At 40.5% G+C, this 22,046-nt stretch carries 15 protein-coding genes; 8 read left to right on the top strand and 7 right to left on the bottom strand.

Going from position 1 to position 22,046, the window contains the following annotated elements; translation table 11 throughout:
* The first annotated feature begins 1 nt into the window (after position 1).
* The 6 genes from D0T56_RS09895 to D0T56_RS09920 all read left to right on the top strand — a co-directional run bounded on the left by D0T56_RS09895 (position 2) and on the right by D0T56_RS09920 (position 7,524).
* Positions 2-1,288, top strand: coding sequence for a folylpolyglutamate synthase/dihydrofolate synthase family protein (locus D0T56_RS09895; protein ID WP_163319987.1), 1,287 nt, complete (start codon positions 2-4; stop codon positions 1,286-1,288).
* 309 nt (positions 1,289-1,597) lie between these two features.
* Positions 1,598-2,449, top strand: a complete 852-nt coding sequence (locus tag D0T56_RS09900) for a helix-turn-helix transcriptional regulator (RefSeq protein ID WP_163319988.1) — start codon at positions 1,598-1,600, stop codon at positions 2,447-2,449.
* Positions 2,450-2,914: 465 nt separating this feature from the next.
* Positions 2,915-3,697, top strand: a complete 783-nt coding sequence (locus tag D0T56_RS09905) for a hypothetical protein (protein ID WP_163319989.1) — start codon at positions 2,915-2,917, stop codon at positions 3,695-3,697.
* A 17-nt stretch (positions 3,698-3,714) separates the two neighbouring features.
* Positions 3,715-4,185, top strand: coding sequence for a hypothetical protein (locus D0T56_RS09910; protein WP_163319990.1), 471 nt, complete (start codon positions 3,715-3,717; stop codon positions 4,183-4,185).
* A gap of 59 nt (positions 4,186-4,244) precedes the next feature.
* Entirely contained in the window at positions 4,245-5,000 is a 756-nt protein-coding gene (locus D0T56_RS09915) for a hypothetical protein (RefSeq protein ID WP_163319991.1), read from the top strand.
* Positions 5,001-5,232: 232 nt separating this feature from the next.
* The gene (locus D0T56_RS09920) at positions 5,233-7,524 is read left to right on the top strand and encodes an Ig-like domain-containing protein (protein ID WP_163319992.1); all 2,292 of its coding nucleotides are present in this window, start codon (positions 5,233-5,235) and stop codon (positions 7,522-7,524) included.
* Between the two features lie 88 nt (positions 7,525-7,612).
* On the opposite strand, the gene D0T56_RS09925 is transcribed toward D0T56_RS09920, so the two are convergent.
* Together D0T56_RS09925 and D0T56_RS09930 are read right to left on the bottom strand one after the other, a co-directional pair.
* Entirely contained in the window at positions 7,613-9,736 is a 2,124-nt protein-coding gene (locus D0T56_RS09925; RefSeq protein WP_163319993.1) for a S46 family peptidase, read from the bottom strand.
* A 152-nt stretch (positions 9,737-9,888) separates the two neighbouring features.
* Entirely contained in the window at positions 9,889-11,388 is a 1,500-nt protein-coding gene (locus tag D0T56_RS09930; RefSeq protein ID WP_163319994.1) for a lipopolysaccharide biosynthesis protein, read from the bottom strand.
* 311 nt (positions 11,389-11,699) lie between these two features.
* On the opposite strand from D0T56_RS09930, the gene D0T56_RS09935 reads away from it, so the two are divergent.
* Positions 11,700-14,021 carry a BamA/TamA family outer membrane protein gene (locus D0T56_RS09935; RefSeq protein ID WP_185153871.1) on the top strand — a complete coding sequence of 774 codons (2,322 nt, stop codon included), beginning with the start codon at positions 11,700-11,702 and terminating at the stop codon, positions 14,019-14,021.
* Positions 14,022-14,092: 71 nt separating this feature from the next.
* Here the strand turns inward: D0T56_RS09935 and D0T56_RS09940 are convergent, their stop codons facing one another.
* Both D0T56_RS09940 and D0T56_RS09945 read right to left on the bottom strand, forming a co-directional pair.
* Positions 14,093-15,031 (bottom strand): FKBP-type peptidyl-prolyl cis-trans isomerase, encoded by a 939-nt coding sequence (locus D0T56_RS09940; RefSeq protein ID WP_163319995.1) that lies wholly within the window; start codon positions 15,029-15,031, stop codon positions 14,093-14,095.
* Between the two features lie 208 nt (positions 15,032-15,239).
* Positions 15,240-16,076, bottom strand: coding sequence for an AraC family transcriptional regulator (locus D0T56_RS09945; RefSeq protein WP_163319996.1), 837 nt, complete (start codon positions 16,074-16,076; stop codon positions 15,240-15,242).
* Between the two features lie 578 nt (positions 16,077-16,654).
* On the opposite strand from D0T56_RS09945, the gene D0T56_RS09950 reads away from it, so the two are divergent.
* Positions 16,655-17,386 (top strand): hypothetical protein, encoded by a 732-nt coding sequence (locus tag D0T56_RS09950; RefSeq protein ID WP_163319997.1) that lies wholly within the window; start codon positions 16,655-16,657, stop codon positions 17,384-17,386.
* A 75-nt stretch (positions 17,387-17,461) separates the two neighbouring features.
* Here D0T56_RS09950 and queG read toward each other — a convergent pair whose 3' ends face one another.
* From queG to D0T56_RS09965, 3 genes are read right to left on the bottom strand one after another with little or no spacing between them, the layout of a single operon-like run.
* Positions 17,462-18,379 (bottom strand): tRNA epoxyqueuosine(34) reductase QueG, encoded by a 918-nt coding sequence (queG, locus tag D0T56_RS09955; protein WP_163319998.1) that lies wholly within the window; start codon positions 18,377-18,379, stop codon positions 17,462-17,464.
* A 23-nt stretch (positions 18,380-18,402) separates the two neighbouring features.
* Positions 18,403-19,314 (bottom strand): glycosyltransferase family 2 protein, encoded by a 912-nt coding sequence (locus D0T56_RS09960; protein WP_163319999.1) that lies wholly within the window; start codon positions 19,312-19,314, stop codon positions 18,403-18,405.
* Positions 19,315-19,328: 14 nt separating this feature from the next.
* Positions 19,329-22,016, bottom strand: a complete 2,688-nt coding sequence (locus D0T56_RS09965; protein ID WP_163320000.1) for a YfhO family protein — start codon at positions 22,014-22,016, stop codon at positions 19,329-19,331.
* Positions 22,017-22,046: the final 30 nt, after the last annotated feature.

Genomic DNA, 22,046 nt, shown 5'->3' on the forward strand with positions numbered 1-22,046 from the left:
AATGAATTATCAGGAAACAATAGAATACCTATACAATCGCCTGCCTGTTTATCAGAATGTGGGAGGAAGCGCATACAAAGAAGGATTGGACAACAGTCTGGCTCTGGATAAATATTTCAATTGTCCGCACAAGGAATACAAGACCATTCACGTTGCCGGAACTAACGGAAAAGGCTCAACATCGCATCTTCTGGCGGCAATTTTGCAGCAATCGGGATATAGGGTAGGTCTTTACACTTCGCCCCATCTGGTAGATTTCAGGGAGCGGATACGCATAAACGGGGAAAAGATTTCGGAGCAATATGTCGTTGATTTTGTAGCCAATCATAAAGAGAACTTCGAGCCGATATACCCTTCGTTCTTCGAACTGACCATGACGATGGCTTTCCGCTATTTTGCTGATATGAAGGTCGATATAGCTATCGTTGAAGTTGGTTTGGGAGGCAGGTTAGACAGTACGAATATAATTACCCCCATGCTTTCGGTGATTACGAATATAAGTCTCGATCACACTCAGTTTCTGGGTGATACGCTTGAAAAAATAGCAGGAGAAAAGGCAGGAATCATAAAGCCGCAAATCGCCGTCGTAATTGGAGAAGCTGAGGGAGAAGTCCGCAAGGTTTTTGAAGAAAAAGCTAAAAAGGAACATGCCCCAATCGTTTTTGCACAAGATAATAACCCGATTATTTCCACAGGGAAAGATACGGATGGTTCGTGGATATATCAAACCGAAAGATACCCCAACCTGAAAGGTGAACTTGGCGGACTGGCGCAGATAAAGAACACGGCAACCGTATTGTGTGCAATTCAAGAATTGCAAAAATCAGGTGTCAATATCGCTGACTCTGCCGTTTATTCAGGGTTTTCCGAGGTGGTAGAGCTGACCGGCTTGATGGGCAGGTGGCAGATCATACAGCAAAATAACCCAAAAATAGTTTGCGACACGGGGCATAATGTCGGCGGATTTGGATATATAACCGAGCAACTGGCATCGGAAAAATATGCTGCTTTACGAATCGTGCTTGGGATGGTGAATGATAAAGATATTTCAAAGGTGTTGGCTCTGTTGCCTAAAAATGCCGTTTACTACTTCACCCGTGCAGCCATACAGCGAGCATTGCCCGAAGTTGAATTGCAACAACAAGCCGAAAAGTCAGGTCTGAAAGGAGAGGTCTATCCCACCGTAGAGACAGCTATAAAAGCGGCTTTGGATGATGCAAAACCAGAAGATCTGATCTTTATTGGGGGGAGCAATTTTGTGGTGGCCGAGGCTCTGCCTTTATTTTAGGAATAATTATTGTTCAGATAATTCTTTTTCGATTTCGATTGATGTTTCCATTGATTGATTTTCTAAACGAATCGAACAGCCGAAAAGGATTTTCTGATTAGGTATTAAGAAGCTCGGGAAGAGGGTGCAGAAGTTAAATTTTATATAACTGTCACTAATATAGCAAATATTGCATATATTTGCGACGAAGATTGATAATTAGATACAAATTTATACAAACTGAGATAGTATCCTTATAGCTGGCTATCCATTTTCTCGAAAGAGTATTGCCACATATTGATAGTTTGTTAGCTATATATAATAGATAATATGGATTATTTAAACGATAAAACCCAGAATAATTTTCATAATGACGGAACTGAAAAATATTCAATCGAAACTGTTTCTGTGAAAAAAGGGCAGGTTTGGAAATTGAACCTTAAGGAAAGTCAGGTTGTCATTGTAAAAGAAGGGCAATTAAGTTGTTCTTTTGCGCATTTTGAAGATGAAATGGTTTGCACCGGTAATTTTTTCCTAGTACCTGCCAAATCCGATTTTATTGCAAAAATATTAGAAGATAGTACCTTTTTCACTATATCTATTGGTAATAAGTTGCACCTGTATAGCAATTTCTCGATAGAAAACCTCCGTAACGAAGATGATGAAAAAAGTAAAGATCCTGCATTTTTTGTTTTATCCCTCAATAAAATGATGACAGATTTTCTGCATCTGTTGGATATATATCTGCGTAATGGCATGAACAGCCAGGATTTGATGGAAATAAAAACAACGGAATTTTTCTACATATTAAGTAATTTTTACGAGAAAAAAGACGTGCAGTCGTTTATGGAACTGTATTTGACCGACGACTTTCATTTCCGTGAACAGATATACCTTTGTTTCCGAAAAGTAAGAACAGTGCAGCAGTTGGCCGAACAAACGCATTATAGCTACTCAGGTTTCAATAAGCGTTTCAAAAAGGTATTCGGAGTTTCGGCCTATTCGTGGATGCAAACACAACGGGCACAGATGATTCTTCAAGAATTGAGCACAACAAACAAGAGTCTGAAAGAAATAAGTATAGATTACAGCTTTGTATCTTTGTCTCATTTCAATGGCTTTTGTCACAAAGAGTTAGGGTCTTCTCCTAGCGAAATCAGGAAAAAAAATCTTGTCGGATAAAACAGAATAAAAAACTCAACCCTTTGTCAGGGTATTCATTGCTGCCTTGTATAAACTTTTCGGGGCAGCCTCACTAACGATCTTATTCTTAAAATTATTACAATTAGGGTATTAACAGAATTTCCGCAAAAGGGAGGGGATGTGAATTGGCCTCGATTTTACTCTTTCCACCAACATAAGGTGTATTCCTTAGTTTATGCCTCGCTTTTTTTAACACATGTATGCAAACGATATCAAAATGATACCGAGAGGATAAAAATATGGAAGTTCAGGACTAATATATGGAATCAGACCAATATTTTTTAATTTACTTTTGTCAAGTTGATTTGTATACGCAAAAAGACAACATCTGTCACCTAATAAGTGACAGATATGTTAAAAGGCTTACGACTAAATGTGTTTTTTTAAACAACAGAAAATGACATTACAAAACAAACTAAACAACCTCAACAAAACTAAAAGATAATGAACAAACAAGCAATATGGCGATTGCTGCCGATGTTTCTGATGGCTGCTTTCGCATTGAATTTATCGGGACAGGTATCTATTGGCTCCAGTGAACCACCTTCGCCGGCCAGCCTTCTCGAAATAAAAGACAGAGAAGCAACTGCACCCGTATCGGTTACTGACGCAAACAATGTAACAGCCGAAACAGGAGGTTTGATATTGTCGCGCGTACGGCTAGTTAACCTGAGAACGCTAGAGCCTTTCATCGCAACCACTGCCACCGAATGGAATGCTGCAAATATCAATAGAACCAAACGTAAACATGCCGGATTGATGGTTTATAATATCTATGTCAGTCCATCTTCTGTTACGGATACGGACAAACAATTCGATCTGGGAATTTATGTTTGGGATGGGGAGAAGTGGAGCCAGACTGGTGTAGATTCGGAAAGCAAAGACAATAAGCGTTGGTTTTATATGCCGGCTTTCAATTTGCCCTTACCCAAGATAACAGGTAGCGGGCCGGATGAAACCTACGATATTTATGGGGAATATGCCCGTCAGTTTACCCAATCGGGCAACGCAACATACCGCTCAAACAATGGTAGTTTGGCGCGCATACCATCACCTATAAGCAGTCGTTTGTATGCGAAGACCGAACTTGACTATGCTGTTATCTATTATGACGATAGCATTGTTCGGGTAACCGGTATTGACAATAACGGCATTATGTCTTATAAGGTGTTGGATAACGATCCGGGACCCACCTCTTTCATGAACATTGTATTCATTGTAAAATAGAAATAGAGCGATAACATATGAAAAAAATAATATTACTATTTAGTCTATTGATAACCCTTACAAATCTGAATGCCCGAAAAGAAGCAAACGTTTGGAATTTTGAGAGTAGCGAAAAGTCCGATTTGAGCATAAACGAATTGAAGGGAGCACAGGATATTTGTATAAAATCTTTAAATACCTATTCAGTAGAAATTGTAAAAGGTGCTGGAACCAATGAGGTGGATAAGGTTGTTTGGGATTTTGGTGATGGCACAACCTATGAAGTTGACAATATTTTGGCAGGCACAAATACATATACCCAGTCTCATTCATACAAAAGGCCGAATCTGTATGTATTGATTGTAAGAGCATACAGGGCTGATGGTTCTGAATTAGAAAACAGCCTGCAATATTTAAATATTAATGTCAACTCGTGTGTTGTCCCTGTCAACCCGAATATACATTTTTATACCATCACTGACGACGAGATTCCTCCAAAACCCGATTAAGGAGCTTTGAGGTGAATAAAACAGATAGATACTACAAAATAATAAAATCAGATACAATTATGAATATTAAGACCAAAATGAAAATAGCGGCCGCTATATTAATGATATTTACCGTAAATATATCTATAAATGCACAAGTGACGGTAGGTTCGGACAATCCTGCAGCCAAGGCAGCATTGCTCGAAATTAAAAGTGAGGAAACTACAAATCCTACATCAGTAACTGATGTTACGAACGTAACATCCAGAACTGGAGGCTTGGGGTTGCCCCGTGTTCAACTCGTAAACACGGGGACCCTGGAGCCGTTTATCGCAACAACGGCTACCGAATGGAGTGCCGGAAACAAAGCATTAACTATGATCAAACACGCAGGTCTGATGGTATATAATCTGTCACTTACAAACGGATTCAAACAAGGAATTTATGTTTGGGACGGAGCACAATGGGTAATAGTAAAGGATGACAACAGCGGAGCTTCGGCCGAACGTTATTTCTACATCCCTTCATTCAATATAGGATTAGGCTCGGTGGGGGCAACAAGCACAGTGAACCTGTATGAAGAATACCGCAAACAGTTTACTAAGGCGGGCAACTCTACATTTGTAAGCAACAACGCTTCATTAAATGTAGTTCCGTCTGCCGGACCAGGAGTATTGTATACTCCCGATCAGCTTGATTATGTAGTTACCTATTACGACACAGACATATTCGACACAGTTAGTATAAACAATTCAGGAGTTATGACTTATAAGGTTAAGTCGTTGAACACTACTCCCGGCTCGTATCTGAATGTAGTTTTTGTTGTAAAAGAGTAACAAGAATATAGTATTTATTGATTTGTTATTGAGAATGTTAATGATATCCGATCCGATAAAACTATGAAGTCATCTAGACTTTTTAAATTATACTTAATTTTTGAGTTTTTGTCATGTTGAACGTAGTGAAACATCTAAAAAACAGATCCTTCGATACTCTCAGGATGACAAAATTGAATAAAACGAAAAAGTCTAGACGGTTTCTATATAAAAAAATAAATATGCAAAAAGTATGAAGAAATATATTTTGTTTTCGATTGCCTTCCTTTTTTTTGTTGGCGGTGGGCGATTATTTGCACAACAAGCAACTAGCGCAAGTACCGAGGGTACCGATTTCTGGGTGTCCTTTGGGGCAAATGGTAGTGCTACTTCTAACAATCTTGGAGGTGCGGCAGACCCGAATCTTACTTTACAGATAAGAATAGTAGCATCAAAAGCAGTAACAGGTACTATCACTTTTACGCAAACAAACACTACCGAGTCTTTTTCTGTACCGGCAGGAGGTGTTTTTACCAGAGACCTGTCAGCCACGGAAAGACCCCTTGCCTATTCAGCTACTACGGGCAGTTCGAACAAATCGATACGGATACAATCGTCGGGTCCTGTTTCGGTTTATGCGCTGCACCAATATTGGGCGGCAGCAGATGCCACCAATATACTACCCGTGAGTAGGTTAAGTACCAGATACTATCAGGTATCTTACGCATCCAACATCAATGCAGCTGCTTATCACGATGGCTATACTGTTATTGCAACAGAAAATAATACAGCTATTTATGAAAATAAAATTTTGAAAGCAACCTTGCAAAAAGGGCAGGTTTACAGCTATTATGCTACATCAAATACGATAGACCTTACGGGCAGATATATTACTGCCAGTAAACCGATAGCCCATTTTGTGACAAACACATTGGCTTTTATACCTAAAGGTAAGGCAGCCGGAGATATTTTGTATCAGCAACTGATGCCTATAGATGCGTGGGGAAATAAATTTCTGGTGCCTGTATCTTTGCGTAAAATAGAAAGGGTCAGGATTATGGCTTCACAAAACAATACAGTAATCACTCAGGTTGGAGGTACTATAAAAACGGACGGAGGCGGGTCTAGTTCTTTGACCCTAAATGCCGGTAAATTTGTAGAATTGGATGTTACTTCGTCAACAAACGGATGTTATATCTCTTCAAATAAGCCGATCGCCGTATGTTCTTATTTTGTAGGAAATGTTTACGCCAAAGAAACGGGGGGATATGTATCGGGCGATACCCCTGATAAAAAAGGAGACCCTGCCGAGGCTTGGATTCCTCCTTTCGAACAATCGATAGAGAGTACAACTATCGCCCCCTTTATCCCAACAGGGGCAACTCAGCTGAGGGAGCACTATGCGTTAATCGTAACCCCTACTGCATCAAAGAACGAAACAAAAGTGGCTTTAGGCTCCGGCGCATTGCAATCTTTGACGGGAGGCACATGGGCCGATAATGTGGCTTCAGGTCATTCATATTATTCTCTTCCATTGACAGCGGGCGGCGAAACGTCGTATACCTTTTCCAATCCGGCTGGTTTGATTGTGTTAGGATATGGACTTGGGTCCGACGAGTCTTATTATTATTTGGCTGGTTCTGCTGCCCGTGATTTGGTTCCGGCATTTTATGTAAACAATATTCATTTCCAGGATATTGATGGGCAAGAAATTTGTGATGCACCTTATACAATTAAGGGGCTGATAGATGAGAGCGATATCAGCACAGCTCCCGGTCATGTGAGATGGTCGCTTGATGGTGTTGAGCAGACTACCGTACAAGATCAGCTGTTGTGGAGTATCCCGAATCTGAGCAATGGAGAGCATACAATAACAATGAGGGTGGTTAGTTCTTCGGGTACTGAAAAGCTTCTTACTACTACATTTAAGGTAAATTGTGTAGTTGAAACGGTTGATGCTGTTGACGATTATACGTCCACATCATCGGGTGCAATTAGCAGTTTACCCGTAAAAATAGATATATTGGCAAATGACGATTTAGGGTCATGCGGTGTTTCAAATATATCCTTGTCTTTAGATAACTCGGCATTGCCTCAACATGGTACGGTGACAATAGACGCTAATAAAAAGCTCATTTATACTCCGGCTCTAGGGTATGAGGGTATAGATGCTTTCAGATATATTATAGATTGTAATGGGGTTTCCGATGTGGCAACAGTGTATGTTGTTGTGACAAAGATACCGGACAATATTACACCCGAAGCACAAGATGTATGTATAGGTGAGGCAAAAGCAATGATATTTAATTTCAGCTTGATGAATGGGGCATACCAGTGGCAAATAAGTTTCGATAATTCCACATGGTCAGACATAACGGGTGCTACTTCAAAAAATTATACTATTACTGACCAAAAAGTCGGAGTAGTTTATTATCGGGCTATAGTCAGCAATGGAGCGCAAACGGTTACAAGTCAATCTGCGCGCGTCAAAATAAATTCATGTATACTACCGGTTAATCACAATATCAGTGTGATGAAATATTGATTTATGTAAGAAAGAAGTGATGAAAAGGGGTGTGTCAGAAAGAGTCTCAACTGACGCACCCTTTTGTTTAGTTGATTTAATCAGTGTTTTATTTTGAGAATTTCAGTTCTTCTACCAATCGGTGACAGTTCATAACCTTATCAATTACGTAGATTACATAACGGATATCCACATTGATACAGCGTTGAACCTCGGGGTTGAAAGTGATATCTCCGCTTAGCGACTCCCAGTTGCCGTCGAAAGCCAAACCAATCAACTCGGCCTTACCGTTGAAAACAGGACTGCCTGAGTTTCCTCCCGTAATGTCATTTGTGGAAAGGAAACAAGTATGCAGGGAGCCGTCTTTGTCGGCATATTGTCCCCAGTTTTGGGTTCTGAGGTCATCCAGAATGTATTGCTGTACGTTAAATTCAGGATCTCCCGGTTTTTCTTTTTCAAATATACCTTTTGTTGTAGTATAATAGTCATAAGTAACAGCATCGGCAGGTTTGTAGCTTTTCACAGAGCCGTACGTCAGGCGTTGGGTGAAATTGGCATCGGAATAGAACGCCTTATCCGGTTGCATTTCTATCAATCCCGCCAAAAATAAACGCTCGCCTTTCGTTATCGACGGATAATATTCTGCAAAAACAGGATTAAACTTCTCTGCCATCAGGTTTATTGAAGCCGCAAGTTCTATGACCGGATCTTTCTGAAAGTCTTTTTCCTTTGCCTTTTTGGTGAATTCGATAGCCTGATCCAAATCTGTGAATTTTGTGTTACTGAAAACCCAGTCGGCATATTTATTATAATCCCCTTTAAATTTTTTATTGATCGTGTTGTATACCTCCGGCAAATACTCCTTCGGCACTCTATCGGCATATAGTTTCAGCAACACGGGCATAACTTTCTTGTCGAGGGCGGGTTCATAGTCTTTATAAACCGTTTTTAGCCTTTTGTTGATGTATGATTCGGCTTCGTCCTGATCCATTCCTTTCACAGATATAAAGCTGGCACCGAATCTGCCGATCTCGATTCCGGATACGAAAGTCTCGATGAAATAAGTGAATATTTTTTCTGAATCCATTGTCATCTTATATCCGGCTTTCATCAAGTTCAGTGCATTACCGTATTTTTCCGATCTTTCGCCATTGCCCGCTACCCATCTCTCAAACCTGTCTTCAAGTGCCTCTTTGTCTTCAACAACATGAAGTTTTCGGATAGCTTCGTTCATCCCGATAGCGTTTTTCCAATAATTGGAACTTCTGGCATATTTCGACGCATATTTTATGCGAATGGCATCGTCGGCATTCATGGCCTCTTTCCAGATAGCTTGCTTTTCGCCACGCACTTCAATTCGTGGTTTATGCTCGCTTTCCACCAGTTGCCTGATACCCCACGATGAGCGGTAACGCTCTGTGCTTCCGGGAAATCCCATCACCATGGCATAATCATTTTCCTGATATCCTTTCAGAGATACGGGAACGGAATATTTAGGTACGTAAGGCACATTGTCGGCACTATAATTGGCCGGTTTGTTATCCTTGTCGGCATACACACGGAAAACCGAGAAATCGCCTGTATGGCGGGGCCACACCCAGTTGTCTGTTTCATCGCCAAACTTCCCTATGGATGAAGGCGGAGCAAACACCATGCGCACATCCTTGAATACATCGTAAATCACCAGAAAGTATTTATTGCCTGAATAGAAGGGCAATACAATGGCTTGCGTGAAATCGTCGGAGTTGTATTTCGAGGTTATCTCTTCGATAGTGAGTTCAATTTGCTTATCCCTTTCCTGTTCGGTCAAAGTATCGGACAATGAGCCGATTACCAGATTGGTAACATCTTCTGTTTTGCGGACAAATTTTATGGTTAATCCTTCTGTGTAAAGTTCTTCTTCTTTACTCTGGCTTACAAAGCCATCTTTCAGGTAGTCGTGTTCTACCGAACTATGCCCCTGTATGGCATCGAATCCGCAGTGATGATTGGTGAAAATCAATCCTTGATCTGACACGGCAACACCTGTGCAACCACCGCCAAAAATTACTACCGCATCTTTCAGCGACGGGTTTTCTTCACTATAAAGACTGTCAATAGGGAACGTAAAGCCAAGCTCTTGCATACGGGCTGCGCTTTGGCGGTTCAGTTCGTTCAACATCCACATCCCCTCATCTGCTTTCAGGGCAAATAGAGCGAGGAGCATGGAAAGGGAGAATAAAATTTTTTTCATATTATAATTTTGAATTGTTAGAATTCTTTATGTTCGTTTCGTAAGGGTACATCATCAATATTTTGTCATGCCGAATGCAACAAATATTGGTGCGAATAACTCGTAACTAATCTAAATAACGTTTTATTCGATATGATGTTTATTCAGTTTGCTTACTTTTTCTTTACGAATCTCCCGATTCCGGGAAATTCCGACAAGGGAAGATCCTTTTTTACAACGATATACACATAAATGGCAAGCAGCAATGTCCGGAATGAGAATTTCAGCCAGTCGGCATCTATTTCTACCAGCCATGCAATTGCAAATAGTAATGATGCCAGAATGAGGTAGAACAACATGTTTTTGATTTTATAGGCAATGGGATAATACTTTTGCCCGAAAAAGTAAGATATAAGCATCATCACAAGGTTTCCGAAGAAGGATGCCCATGCGCTGGCTATATAGCCATACCGGGGTACGAATATTATGTTTATGGCAACGATTACCGCACAGCCAAGAATTGAAAAAATTGCCCCGTAGTGTGTTTTGTCTATCAACTTGTACCAAAGTGAAAGATTGAAATAAATTCCGAAGAAAATTTCACCCATCATCACAATAGATACCACATTCAACCCTTCGAAATAAGATTTTCCGACAAAATATTTGATGATATCCAAATAGAACATTACCGCAAGGAAAATGAACAACCCGAAGATGACAAAATATTTCATAGCCATGACATACGAAAGTTTGTTGTCTTTACCTTTGTTCTGGGCAAAGATGAACGGCTCGTACGCATAACGAAATGCCTGAGTGAACATGGTCATCACCACTGCTATTTTTGCACACGCACCATAAATACCCAATTGGCGAAGAGCCTCTTTTTCGTCGGAAAACAAGAAGGGGTACAGAATTTTGTCGGCTGTCTGGTTCATTACTCCCGCAATGCCCAATATAAGCAGCGGGAAGGTATATTTCAGCATGCTTTTCAGCAGCGGAAAGTCCAACTTGTATTTGAAGCCTGTAAGATCGGGTATCAGAAGAAGAAGCGTACCTAAAGACGTTATCAGGTTGGCAGCGAAAATATAGCCGATGCCATAGCTTGGGTTGTAGAACCAACTGATGAGGTCAGGATTTGACGCATAAATTTTAGGGCAAACCAACAGGAAGAAAATATTCAGGGCGATATTTAAGAATATCATCAACAGCTTTAGGGAAGCAAAGCGTATAGGTTTTTTCTTATATCTCAGGTATGCGAACGGAATGCTGCAAAAAGCATCAATTGCCACGGTTGCAGCCATGATGAGGATATAGTCGGAATGATCGGGATATTTCATCCACGACGATATGGGATTTATAAAACTGAAGCAAATGAACAGGAACAGCAGCGATGTTGAAGCTAAGGTGATGAGGGTAGTGGAATAGACCGTAGAAGCCCTTTCTTCATTTTTATTGATAAAGCGGAAGAAAGTTGTTTCCATGCCAAACGTAAGTATCACAACAGCAAAGGCAACATAGCCATAGATGTTTGTGACAATGCCATACTCGCCCGTATCGGTAAATATATTTGTATAGAGAGGTACTAACAACCAGTTGAGGAACCGTCCGACAATGCTGCTCAATCCGTAGATTGCAGTGTCTTTAGCCAAACCTTTCATGCCTGCTCCTGCCATAAGAAAATTGTATCTTGATGAATAGTAAGGTGCAAATTTAGTGTAAATTTTTAAACCAAATTCATTAAAAAGGGTTATAATGGAGAGAAGTATAACTCATTCTTATGTGTTAAATTGAATTTATCATGTAATTTTGTTTCCGAAGTATAATGGAGTTTATATTTAATAATATTGATTAAAAACTATACCGACCATATTTGTAGGGATGAGGTTTTACTTCACCCGCAAGATGTTGAATATTAACCAATGCTTTTTGATACTTAAAACTCAAATAAGATTTTTCGATATAATGATATATTAACCGTTTTTCGATGATAAAAAAAGCTCTGTATATATTTCTGCTATGTTCCATCATTTATTCGTGTGTTACTCCCAAAAACATGCCCGAAGGTCAATATCTATTGAAGAATGTTGATATCAAATCGGACGACAAGCGAATAGATGATGTGGAAATGGAATCTTATCTCCGGCAATTGCCCAACTCAAGCCTTTCTTTTTTGGGAAGGATAAGGCTTGGCATATACAATATGGCGGGTCAGGATTCGAGCAAGTGGCTTACTCGGACAATACGAAAAATAGGTGAGGCGCCTGTTTATTATAGTCCCGGACTAACCAACATCTCGGCAAAGCAAATACAGAGACAACTATCCAACCAAGGCTTCTTAAACGCAGAAGTTGATACTGTTCTGAATGTAAAAGACAAAAATATATCTGTGACATATAACATCACTGCAAAGGAACCGTATACAATCCGAAAATATGAGCTGGATTCGGCTCAGATACCAAAGCAAATGATGCGGGTGTTGTCTATGTATAACCGTAGGAGGTCTTCGGTGCGTCCGGGAGAACTGTTCGATCAGGATAAACTGGAAGATGAAAGGGTGAGCTTGACATCACTATTTCGCAACATAGGCTATTATTCGTTTTCGAAGGAATATTTATATTACAAGGCAGATACTACCTTGAATTCGAATCAGGTAGACCTGTATCTGTCTCTGTATCCTGAAAAAGATAGCTTGGCGTTTCGTAGGTATAATGTGAGAACCGTGACAATAAAAAGCGGTTTTGACCCGATGAGCGAAGACAATAATGTGGTTTTTAGTCCTGAAAATACCGATACAACATCATACCGGGGAATGACCATAATAAAAGGTTCTAACAACTTCTTGCGCAACTCCACGCTCTACCGGAATACTTTATTGCGTCCGGGCAGGCGTTATTCCGATTGGTTGTATTCAAACACCTTCACTGCATTTAATGGGATGAGTGCAGTGAAGCAAACAAATATAAACATAACCCCGTCGCCACCATTGCCTACCGATACTACAAAAATGCTGGATGTGAATATAACGTTGGCTCCGGCAAATGCTCACTGGACCCAGTTGAGCTTGGAAGGCACAAATTCGGCGGGCGACCTGGGAGTTGCCCCCAGTGTTTCGTATCAGCACCAAAATCTATTTAATGGAGGGGAAATCCTCAGCCTGAAACTGAAAGGCGCATACGAGTTTGTAACAAAATCGAAGAATAGCGCAGCATTCAATAATTATTACGAATATGGTTTCGACATAGGTTTGTCGTTTCCTCAGTTTCTATTTCCATTTCTGAAAAAAAGCTGGCGTGAACAGCCGTCTTCAAGTACACAGTTCTCTGTCGGGTTGAATAATCAGCACCGCTCGGAATATATAAGGCAGTTTTTCAATGCCACCATTACATACAGATGGTCTACCATGCGCAACCGGTTGAGCCATTCGCTCGACTTCCTCGACATTAACTATGTTCGTATGCCTTGGATCTCGGATCAATTCAAGAATGACTATTTAAGCGATTCTGCCGCTAACTCCAATCCGATGCTGAAAGCTATGTATCAAGACCAGTTGATATCGCGTAGCGGGTATTCTCTGGTTTATAATTGGAATGACAGGTCGGGTAGGGTGGTGCGCAACAGTTATACCTTGCGTTTTGGGGCAGACATTGCCGGAGTGCTTCCCCGGCTTGTGTCTTTAATTCACAGTCAGAAGAAAAATGATTTGGGGCAACAAATGATTCTCGGAATCGCTTATGCCGAATATGTGAAAGGAGATGTGAGTTTTTCTCAGACACACACCTTCCGCAATCGTAATTCTCTGGCATACAGGGCAGCCATAGGGGTTGCTTCGCCTTATGGCAATTCGACGGTGTTGCCTTTCGAGAAGCGATATTTTGGAGGAGGCTCAAATAGTGTGAGAGGTTGGAGCACACGGCGTCTTGGTCCGGGTTCGTATAAGTCGAACAAACAGATGGACGATTTTGTGAATCAGACGGGAGATATAAAACTCGATCTGAATCTGGAATACCGGGCAAAGGCTTCGGATTTTATCGAATTTGCAGGTTTTGTTGATGCCGGAAATATATGGACTATCCGTAATTACGAATCGCAACCGGGAGGGCAGTTCAAGTTCTCCGAATTTTGGCGGGAAATAGCTATGTCTTATGGGTTGGGGATCAGGTTCGACCTCAGCTTCTTGTTGTTAAGGCTCGACTTCGGGATGAAGGCTTACGATCCGGAGAGGGACACGAACGACCGTTGGGTTATTTACCGTCCAAACTTCGGACGCGATTTTGCCTGGCACTTTGCTATCGGTTATCCATTCTAAGAACGATATAAAAATGAAAATAGCTGACACTCATCACAGGTCAGCTATTCTTTTAGGTTTATCGTATAATTTTATTCTGCTTCTACGGGCGTAACCTCAATTTCTGTCGTATTTCCTTCGATGTCAATCAATTCTATCTCGAATATTAATGCAGAATAAGGTTGGATAGGTCCTGATTCTCTTGATCCATAAGCCAATTCAGCCGGAATATATACAATCCATTTAGAACCGACAGGCATTATCTGCAATATTTCTGTCCATCCTTTAATCACCTGAGTTACACCGAAATCAACTGGTGCGCCTCTGTCAACGCTGCTGTCGAACACAGTGCCGTCAAGCAATGTTCCATGATAATGTACTTTCACTTTATCAGAAGTGGTAGGTATTGGGCCGTTTCCTTCAGTTATCACTTTGTATTGAAGTCCGTTAGGCAAGCTGATCACTCCTTCTTTATTTTTATTTTCTGCAAAGAATTCCTTTTCAGCCTCAATGTTCGATGCATACTTCACTTTAGCTTCTTCTTCACGTCGAGCTTTTATTTTGTCCTGAGCAGCAGTATATTTGTTTTGAATCAGCTCTCCCGGATTTTCAATGATGACACTTTCTTTATTTAGTGCATGTTCAAGACCTAAGAGGAAAAGACTTACGTTCATCTGATCTTTCTCATTACCTGTGATTTGCCCGAAATTGTCTGACATCTGGCTCAATTGAGATCCAAACGAGAAGCCTTTGTTATACATTTCATCTTTTGTCTTAGCCGCAAAAAACGCATTTATTCCTTTCTTGAAAGCAGTGATATTCTTTTTGTTGACAGCCTCGGTAGTATCGCTCACCACACCCAGTTGTTTCAGATATTGTTCCAGTCCTTGCTCCACAATACCCGCTCCATAAGCGTAAGAAAGAGAGTCCAGTTCTGTTTTAATGCTTGGTTTTTTTGTCCCTTTTTGGGCATAAGCCGGAGTCATGCAGATGAATGCGGCAATGAGAATGAAGAATGAAATTTTTTTCATATACAAAGTTATATTTTTAGGTAATTGTAAAATTTAATGATTTTTTTAGCGCATCAAAGTTAAGAATATTTCTTTAACTCATACAAACACCTAAAATAACTTACAATCTTTTTGTTTGCAATAAAAAGCAGGAAGAGATTTGTTTACAATAATAATTTGCGTATATTTGTACTTTAGTTACTTATAATGCTCAAAGCTCTGTCACTTACTAAGTGACGGAGCTTTGTTTTTTATTGATATTTTCCAAACTCCTTTTCCGTCGGATTTCGGAGGGCGATTTCCCCAGATTTTTGTGGCAAAATTCATTGAAGTGAGACAAGCTACAGAATTTATTATCCGTCGAGATCTGTTTCAAGGTTTTGTCTGTGTGATAGATATCGTGATACACCATATTTGTCCTTTGCTTCTTGAGCCACGAATAGGCAGTTGTTCCGAAAACTTTTCTGAACTTTTTGTTAAATCCCGAATAACTGTAATTCGTTTTGTAGGCTAATTCTTTTATATTCTTTGTGTTATAAGATAATATTCTCACCCGTTCCGTAAAGAAGGAGTCGTTTGTTTGGTATGTACAGAAAAAATTGAAGAGTTGCTCCTCTGTATAAGATGCTTTGAGTATGTATATCAACTCTTTAACTTTAATTTCGGCGAGGAGGTTGTAATCTACATTCTTATCTCTGTAAGTCAGTAATGAATTTATGTAGGCATTCATTATATGGTTGAAACACAAATGGCTTATTCCTTGTTTGTCAATACATTTCGATTCTTTTATCCTGAAGTTATTGTATAGGTGATTTTCATCGGAGATATCAATCGATACTATTAAAGACTTGCTCAACGCTTCGGCTGATAAGCTATATCCGGCAGGCAAAAAGAATAATCCATCGACATAAAACTTTTCGTTTTTGTCTCTCGTAAAGAAGACTTTCAACTTGCCGCTTACGACTAATATAATCCTGCAATTGTCTTGTCTGGAAGTCCACAGTTTGCCTTTCTCTAATTCTTCGAACAAGATGCCGGACCTCAGGTTTATGCTATCGAATTTCATCTTTCTATTGTTGTCTAAGTGTTTAAGTATGTACGTGTTTAACGAATATTTAACAAAAAATAAAAATGATACATTCTCTTTTTATCTGTAAATAGTTGTTTGTGAGTTGCTTATAATGGATGGCTATTTTGCTTTCACGGAGAAAGAACTATTTGTTAAACGAGATGTCTGAAATTCTTATTTTCTAGTTCATATTCATCTATTAATCAAGTATATAACAATAGTTAAAATACCCACCCGTCACTTAGTAAGTGACGGGTACAAAACAGTCAGACAATCAGGAGTTTAACGTTATTGTCGATTTTCAATCGGACTGAAACGAAAGTGAGGTAAACTATGATCAAAACGTTCTTTTTTCGACCTATTTTTTACTGCCGCGTCTCTTGCAGATGCCTTGACTTCTCGGCGACCGACCTCACCCCGGCCCTCTCCAAGAGGAGAGGGAGCAAGCCCCTCCAAAAGAGCAGGGTTAGAGTGAGGTGTAGGGGTGGGGTTTTACTCCACCCGGAAAACGTCGAATAAGAACAACCGATTCATATTATTTATAAAAACAACACAACAAACAACATTAAGAACTTATGAAAAAGAGCAGTTTAATTTTATTCATTCTTTTAGCCGTTACGGCAATTAAAGCACAGGTGGGTGTGAATACGGAATCGCCACAAGGAGTATTTCACATTGATGCGAAAAAAAACACAAACGGGAATGTGAATGTGGCAGACGATGTCATCGTCAACAGCAGTGGGAATGTGGGTGTAGGGACGAATGCGCCACAGACGAAGGTTGATATCCGATCTTCAACTGCAAAAGGCGGTTTTCGCCTGCAAGACGGAACACAATCGGTAGGTAAGGTTCTGATATCGGATGCAAATGGAAATGGAAGCTGGGGAAGTCCATTGGATTTAACGGAGGGACGCTTGACCGTTTCGGATTCAATATCAGGGAACTGGGGTGCTCCTACTAATATAACCACAACGCCGCTGAGGCTAACTCCGGGTAAATGGCTTATTTTTGCAGGGATAACAACAAGAAATATACGTTTAACGGTGGGTAAAGTACCAGATACCAGCCTCCATTCATGGTTACATTTAAGGCGTAATGATACAAATGCATATCTTTATCATGCTGCCGCTTTGCCCGAACCAGCCCCATCTTATCAGGCCTTTGTGCCGGTCAATTTCTTACTAGACGTGACCTCTACTATGGATGTTTCTGTCTGGGTTTCAAATAACTCCAGCAGAACCGAATTTGATACAAGAGTAGCAGTAACAGATGGTTATTTTTATGCCTTGAGAATTCAGAGCTTTTAGAGTTGGTAGAACATACCCGACTAAAAATAAACAAAGGGGTGTGCCAAAAAAAATCATTAGTCACACCCCTTCATTTTATACCGTTATTGCATCTATATTCCGCATTAATCCTTCGTATTTGGCTCTTTTAACTGCCGAGCCTTTGAAAATGGAGCGATAATCTTCGATACTCAGATTTTTCAATCTTTCCGCATCCAATCTGAGGAACTCTTCTTTAGGGATAAATTCTTCTATCCTATGAGGTTGGGCAAACCTGTTCCACGGACATACTTTCTGACAGATATCGCATCCGTAAACATGATTGCTCAACTGTTTTTTTATCAACGGGTCAATATCTCCTTTGTTTTCAATTGTTTGGTATGAAATACATTTTTCGGAGTTAACCAAATAAGGCGCTTCAATTGTCTTGGTAGGACATGCGTCCAAACATTTCGTGCATTTTCCGCAATTGATACTTAAAGGAGAATCGTATTCATTCAACTCGGCATCAAGTATCAAAAAGCCTAAAAAGAAAAAAGACCCTTTTCGGGGGATTATGAGTAATGTGTTTTTCCCAACAAAGCCTATTCCCGATTTTGCCGCCCAATAGCGTTCTAATATGGGTGCAGTGTCACAAAATGCCCGTCCCGATATAGTTGGCATGATCTGTTTTATATTTTCAAATAAAACAGAAAGACGAGTTTTCATTACATCATGATAATCTTTTCCGTAGGCATAATAAGAAAACTGCGGAACATCTTCTTTTTGTTTTGTTTGTGGATAGTAATTCAGTGCAACGCAAACGATAGATTTACCATTCTCGACAAGCAACGATGGATCGAAACGTTTGTCCGGATTCTTTTCCAGATAACTCATTCCGGCATGAAATCCACTCTCCAGCCATTTTTCATAGTGTTCTACAACTTCGGGGCTAACCTCATCGGCCCGGCATATTCCACAGGCATCGAATCCTATCTTAGCAGCATATTCTTTTATTTTCTGAGAATAATTCATCCCCCGGAGCGTTTTTGATAATGTTATTTTCCCAGAAGGCCTTTAGTTACATACCACCGGAATTGAAGCAGTTTCCATCCTTTGTGAGGAGCAAAGGTGAGAATGTGGAAAAAGAACAAAACAAACGACGCCAGCCATTTTTTCAACTCGGACAATATCCTGCCTTTGTATTCTTTTTCCGATACCCCTTTTGTTCTGATCCGTTCGCTTTTACCTATCGAATAGGTCAATTCCCTGAAATGATTGAATGTCAGTTTTTTCTCGGAAATATAATGGTATATGCCCATTTCGGGCAAATAGAAAAACTGAACATTGCCTTTTCGCAAACGGTCGTACAAATCTTTTTCTTCGGCTCCTATCAGTCCCGAACCTTTTCTTCCCAGATTCACGTTGAACAGTCCATACTTTTGAAAAACTTCTTTCCGGTAGGCAGAATTTCCTCCACCGGGAAATTTCCCGTTCTCGAATGGCTTGGTCTTTTTCCCCATATACAATGCCCCTCCGATAAGTTGCTCGGTGTAATGCGAAAGCCACGAAGGTTTGGCTTTTTCGTATACGGGAATAATAGGGCCTCCGCATGCGCCGGCTTGAGGATGATTATCGAAAAATCTGTCAATAGATGAAAGATAGTCCGGCTCAAAAACCGTAGCATCATCATCCACAAAGACAATAATATCGCCTTTGCTTTCCTCGATTCCACGATTGCGGGCATAAGATAATCCTTGATTGGTTTCGTCAAAATAGCGGATATCCACTCCTGAAAAGTCAAGAATAGCCTGTTTGCAGATACGTTCAGTTCTGTCCGTACTGTTATTGTTTATTAGTAATACTTCGTATTTGTCGGGGTTGTAGTCCTGATCGACAACACTTTTTATTGCTTTGTATATATATTTGTCTCTATTGTATGTGCAAAAAATAACAGAGAGTTTCTTCATAAAAATCCTAATCTTTATTTCTGTTGCTTCATCCTCCAAAAGTTTAACCCTATGAAGACAAGCAATGACAGTACCAAAATTGCCGAAATTACTGTTGTGATTGCATTTGCCGTATTAAACTCCTTCGGAATGAATTTAAATACAATCTCATGTTCACCTGCCGGAACTTTCATGGCTCTCAGAGTCCAGTCGGCACAGAAGTGAGGAACTTCTTTTCCGTCCACAAAGGCTTGCCATCCGTTAGCGAAGAATATTTCGGAGAAAACAGCCAATTGCTCGCTGTTGGTCTTCGATTTATATACCAGTTCGTTTGGCTTGTACGAAATCAGTTCTATGTTTCCGTCATTATTCAAAGACGGTTTAAATCCGCCCAATGCGGCCTCATACCGTTTATCAACAACCGCTGTTCTTCGAGGGTCTATTTGCCCCAAAGTGGCTATTTCCGCATCGGCGTTTTCAACAAACCGTAAGTCGTTTACAAACCACGCATTGCCAAAAGCATGAATATTGACCAGAGGCGGCAACATCGGATGATGAATAATATACTTGGCGTTCAGCATATTCAACACAGGAATTGAACCAAAATGCTTGGCAACAACCGTATCTTGTATGAATTTGCCGATATGCAACTGCATATTGTATTGATATGCGTTCATCTCTTCCTGAGTTTTTATATCCTGCGGAGGATTTGCTTCCATAAACTGTTTTGACAGTTCTTGGTTGTAATGGTTTATATAACCATAGGTAAGCTGCACTTCCTTGCCCAGATAGAAATCAATCAATTCCTGATATCTCCTCAGTTTGGCAGCACTATACCCTCCAATGGATTTGTGGTAATAAGATGTGTTCGCCTCGTTGAAAGGGTCGGGAGAGCCTTGTGCTCCGGCCGACAGATTAAGCACCCTGTATGACGGGTGTTTATCTTCCAATATCATCTTATCTGCTTCACTCTGAGGAAACAGTTTGGCTGTTTGTCCTTTTCTTTGTTTGAACTTGCTGTCATCAAGGTATCGGCGATCTACATTCCAAAGGTCAACCAGTACGAGAACTGTTAAAATAGCGGGAAATATAAGGGCGGTCTTCTCATTCTGTTTCACTTTAAGGCCAATCCAAAGTATTGCACCCGTCAGAACTATAAAGATAAGTGAGCGTAAGGCATCGGCACTTAACAGCGACATCCTGTCGCTAGCCAAAGCACTTTGAAATGCTTCCCAATCGGCATCTTGTATGCCAATTGCATCTTTCATGCGCAGGTCGTTTATCGACTCGAACGAGAAGAAAGCATCCGGAACCAACCATGCAAGGAAACATATTGCGCCCAAAACGCCTGTTGTCCAATAGATTGCCTTGGTAAGTATCTTTTTGTCTATTTTTCCTGTGACTATATCATTCAGAGCCCAAACAGCTATAAAAAGCATGGTAATGGATGGGATAACCAGAGCCATCGACACTGTTCGGAATTTGTTATACATGGGGATATTATAGAAAAACCAACTGTTGAAAGCCATAAAATTGTTTCCCCACGACAGGATGATGAAAAAGATTGTGGCTCCCAATATCAACCATTTTATTTTGTTTTTGATAACAATCATCCCGATAATGAACAAGAAGCAAACCACTGCCCCGAAATAGACGGGACCTGAGGTAAATGGCTGATCGCCCCAATATTGAGTTCCTCTGCTCAACATAAAGTTGGCTCGTGATTCGTCGATCTTCTGATTCTGAAACAGAGACATAACCTCTTTGAATGTTTCTGATTTTCTGTCGAAAGGCATAGAAATGCCTCCGTAAGCGTTAGGGATGAGCAGAGTCATTGTTTCGCCTTTCCCATAACTCCACCTGAAAGCGTATTCTATATCCAACCCTGTCGACGTCTTTTCAGATTCGGTAGGTGTAGAAAGTTCGGTTTGCCCACGGGTACTCTCTTCAGACATAGCGTAGTTTGAGTAAAGTGACCCCAGATTGCAGCAGATTGCCACAACAATTGCTATGATGGTAACACCTGCTAGTTTGAGCAGGTCTTTGTATCTTTTTGCTATAATTTCATTTACTATCTGCCATGCGTAGAGGAAAAAGCACAGAAGTCCTGTGTAATATGTTATTTGAATATGGTTGTTCCTTATCTGGAGAGCCAAGCCTATGGCGAAAAGCAATCCTCCCATGATATATTTTTTTCGGAAAAGTTCTATTATTCCGGCAATAACGAGAGGCAGGTACACCAATGTCCATAGTTTGGTGATATGCCCGGCTTCTGTTATAATAATATTATAGGAGGTGAATCCATAGCCGATAGCGCCCAGCAAGGCAACCAAAGGACTGAATCCCATGATACAGAACATAATGTATGCCATCAACATAGCTCCGAATATGGGAGCGGCACTACCTCCGTCCATCAGCCTCAAGGGAGCTTCGAGGTATGAAATGAAATTGGGAGACGTGCCCCATATCCCGATATGGTAGGCGGGCATTCCTGAAAACATCGAGCCTGTCCATGCAGAAGATTCACCATCTTTTTCGTAGTAGTCTTCCAACTCGTGAGATGCAGCCATAAATTGAGTCACATCGCTCTGGAATAGGCTTTTACCCTGAAATGTGGGACTGAAATATACCATTGTGATAACAAGCAGGCAAGTTATCGCTATCAGGTGGTAAAATATCTTCTTAGTAAGCACACTTTTCTTATTTTCCTCTAATTTGTTCATTATTCAGGTACGTTTTTATTTTTCAGGAAC

Source organism: Dysgonomonas sp. 520 (assembly GCF_010501095.1).
Taxonomy (GTDB): domain Bacteria; phylum Bacteroidota; class Bacteroidia; order Bacteroidales; family Dysgonomonadaceae; genus QVMP01.

What these genes read in the sequence shown, in the direction of transcription:
- D0T56_RS09895 (WP_163319987.1), top strand. Translation starts at nt 2, where the DNA reads ATGAATTATCAGGAAACAATAGAATACCTATACAATCGCCTGCCTGTT.
- D0T56_RS09900 (WP_163319988.1), top strand. Translation starts at nt 1,598, where the DNA reads ATGGATTATTTAAACGATAAAACCCAGAATAATTTTCATAATGACGGA.
- D0T56_RS09905 (WP_163319989.1), top strand. Translation starts at nt 2,915, where the DNA reads ATGAACAAACAAGCAATATGGCGATTGCTGCCGATGTTTCTGATGGCT.
- D0T56_RS09910 (WP_163319990.1), top strand. Translation starts at nt 3,715, where the DNA reads ATGAAAAAAATAATATTACTATTTAGTCTATTGATAACCCTTACAAAT.
- D0T56_RS09915 (WP_163319991.1), top strand. Translation starts at nt 4,245, where the DNA reads ATGAATATTAAGACCAAAATGAAAATAGCGGCCGCTATATTAATGATA.
- D0T56_RS09920 (WP_163319992.1), top strand. Translation starts at nt 5,233, where the DNA reads ATGAAGAAATATATTTTGTTTTCGATTGCCTTCCTTTTTTTTGTTGGC.
- D0T56_RS09925 (WP_163319993.1), bottom strand. Translation starts at nt 9,736, where the DNA reads ATGAAAAAAATTTTATTCTCCCTTTCCATGCTCCTCGCTCTATTTGCC.
- D0T56_RS09930 (WP_163319994.1), bottom strand. Translation starts at nt 11,388, where the DNA reads ATGGCAGGAGCAGGCATGAAAGGTTTGGCTAAAGACACTGCAATCTAC.
- D0T56_RS09935 (WP_185153871.1), top strand. Translation starts at nt 11,700, where the DNA reads ATGATAAAAAAAGCTCTGTATATATTTCTGCTATGTTCCATCATTTAT.
- D0T56_RS09940 (WP_163319995.1), bottom strand. Translation starts at nt 15,031, where the DNA reads ATGAAAAAAATTTCATTCTTCATTCTCATTGCCGCATTCATCTGCATG.
- D0T56_RS09945 (WP_163319996.1), bottom strand. Translation starts at nt 16,076, where the DNA reads ATGAAATTCGATAGCATAAACCTGAGGTCCGGCATCTTGTTCGAAGAA.
- D0T56_RS09950 (WP_163319997.1), top strand. Translation starts at nt 16,655, where the DNA reads ATGAAAAAGAGCAGTTTAATTTTATTCATTCTTTTAGCCGTTACGGCA.
- queG (WP_163319998.1), bottom strand. Translation starts at nt 18,379, where the DNA reads ATGAATTATTCTCAGAAAATAAAAGAATATGCTGCTAAGATAGGATTC.
- D0T56_RS09960 (WP_163319999.1), bottom strand. Translation starts at nt 19,314, where the DNA reads ATGAAGAAACTCTCTGTTATTTTTTGCACATACAATAGAGACAAATAT.
- D0T56_RS09965 (WP_163320000.1), bottom strand. Translation starts at nt 22,016, where the DNA reads ATGAACAAATTAGAGGAAAATAAGAAAAGTGTGCTTACTAAGAAGATA.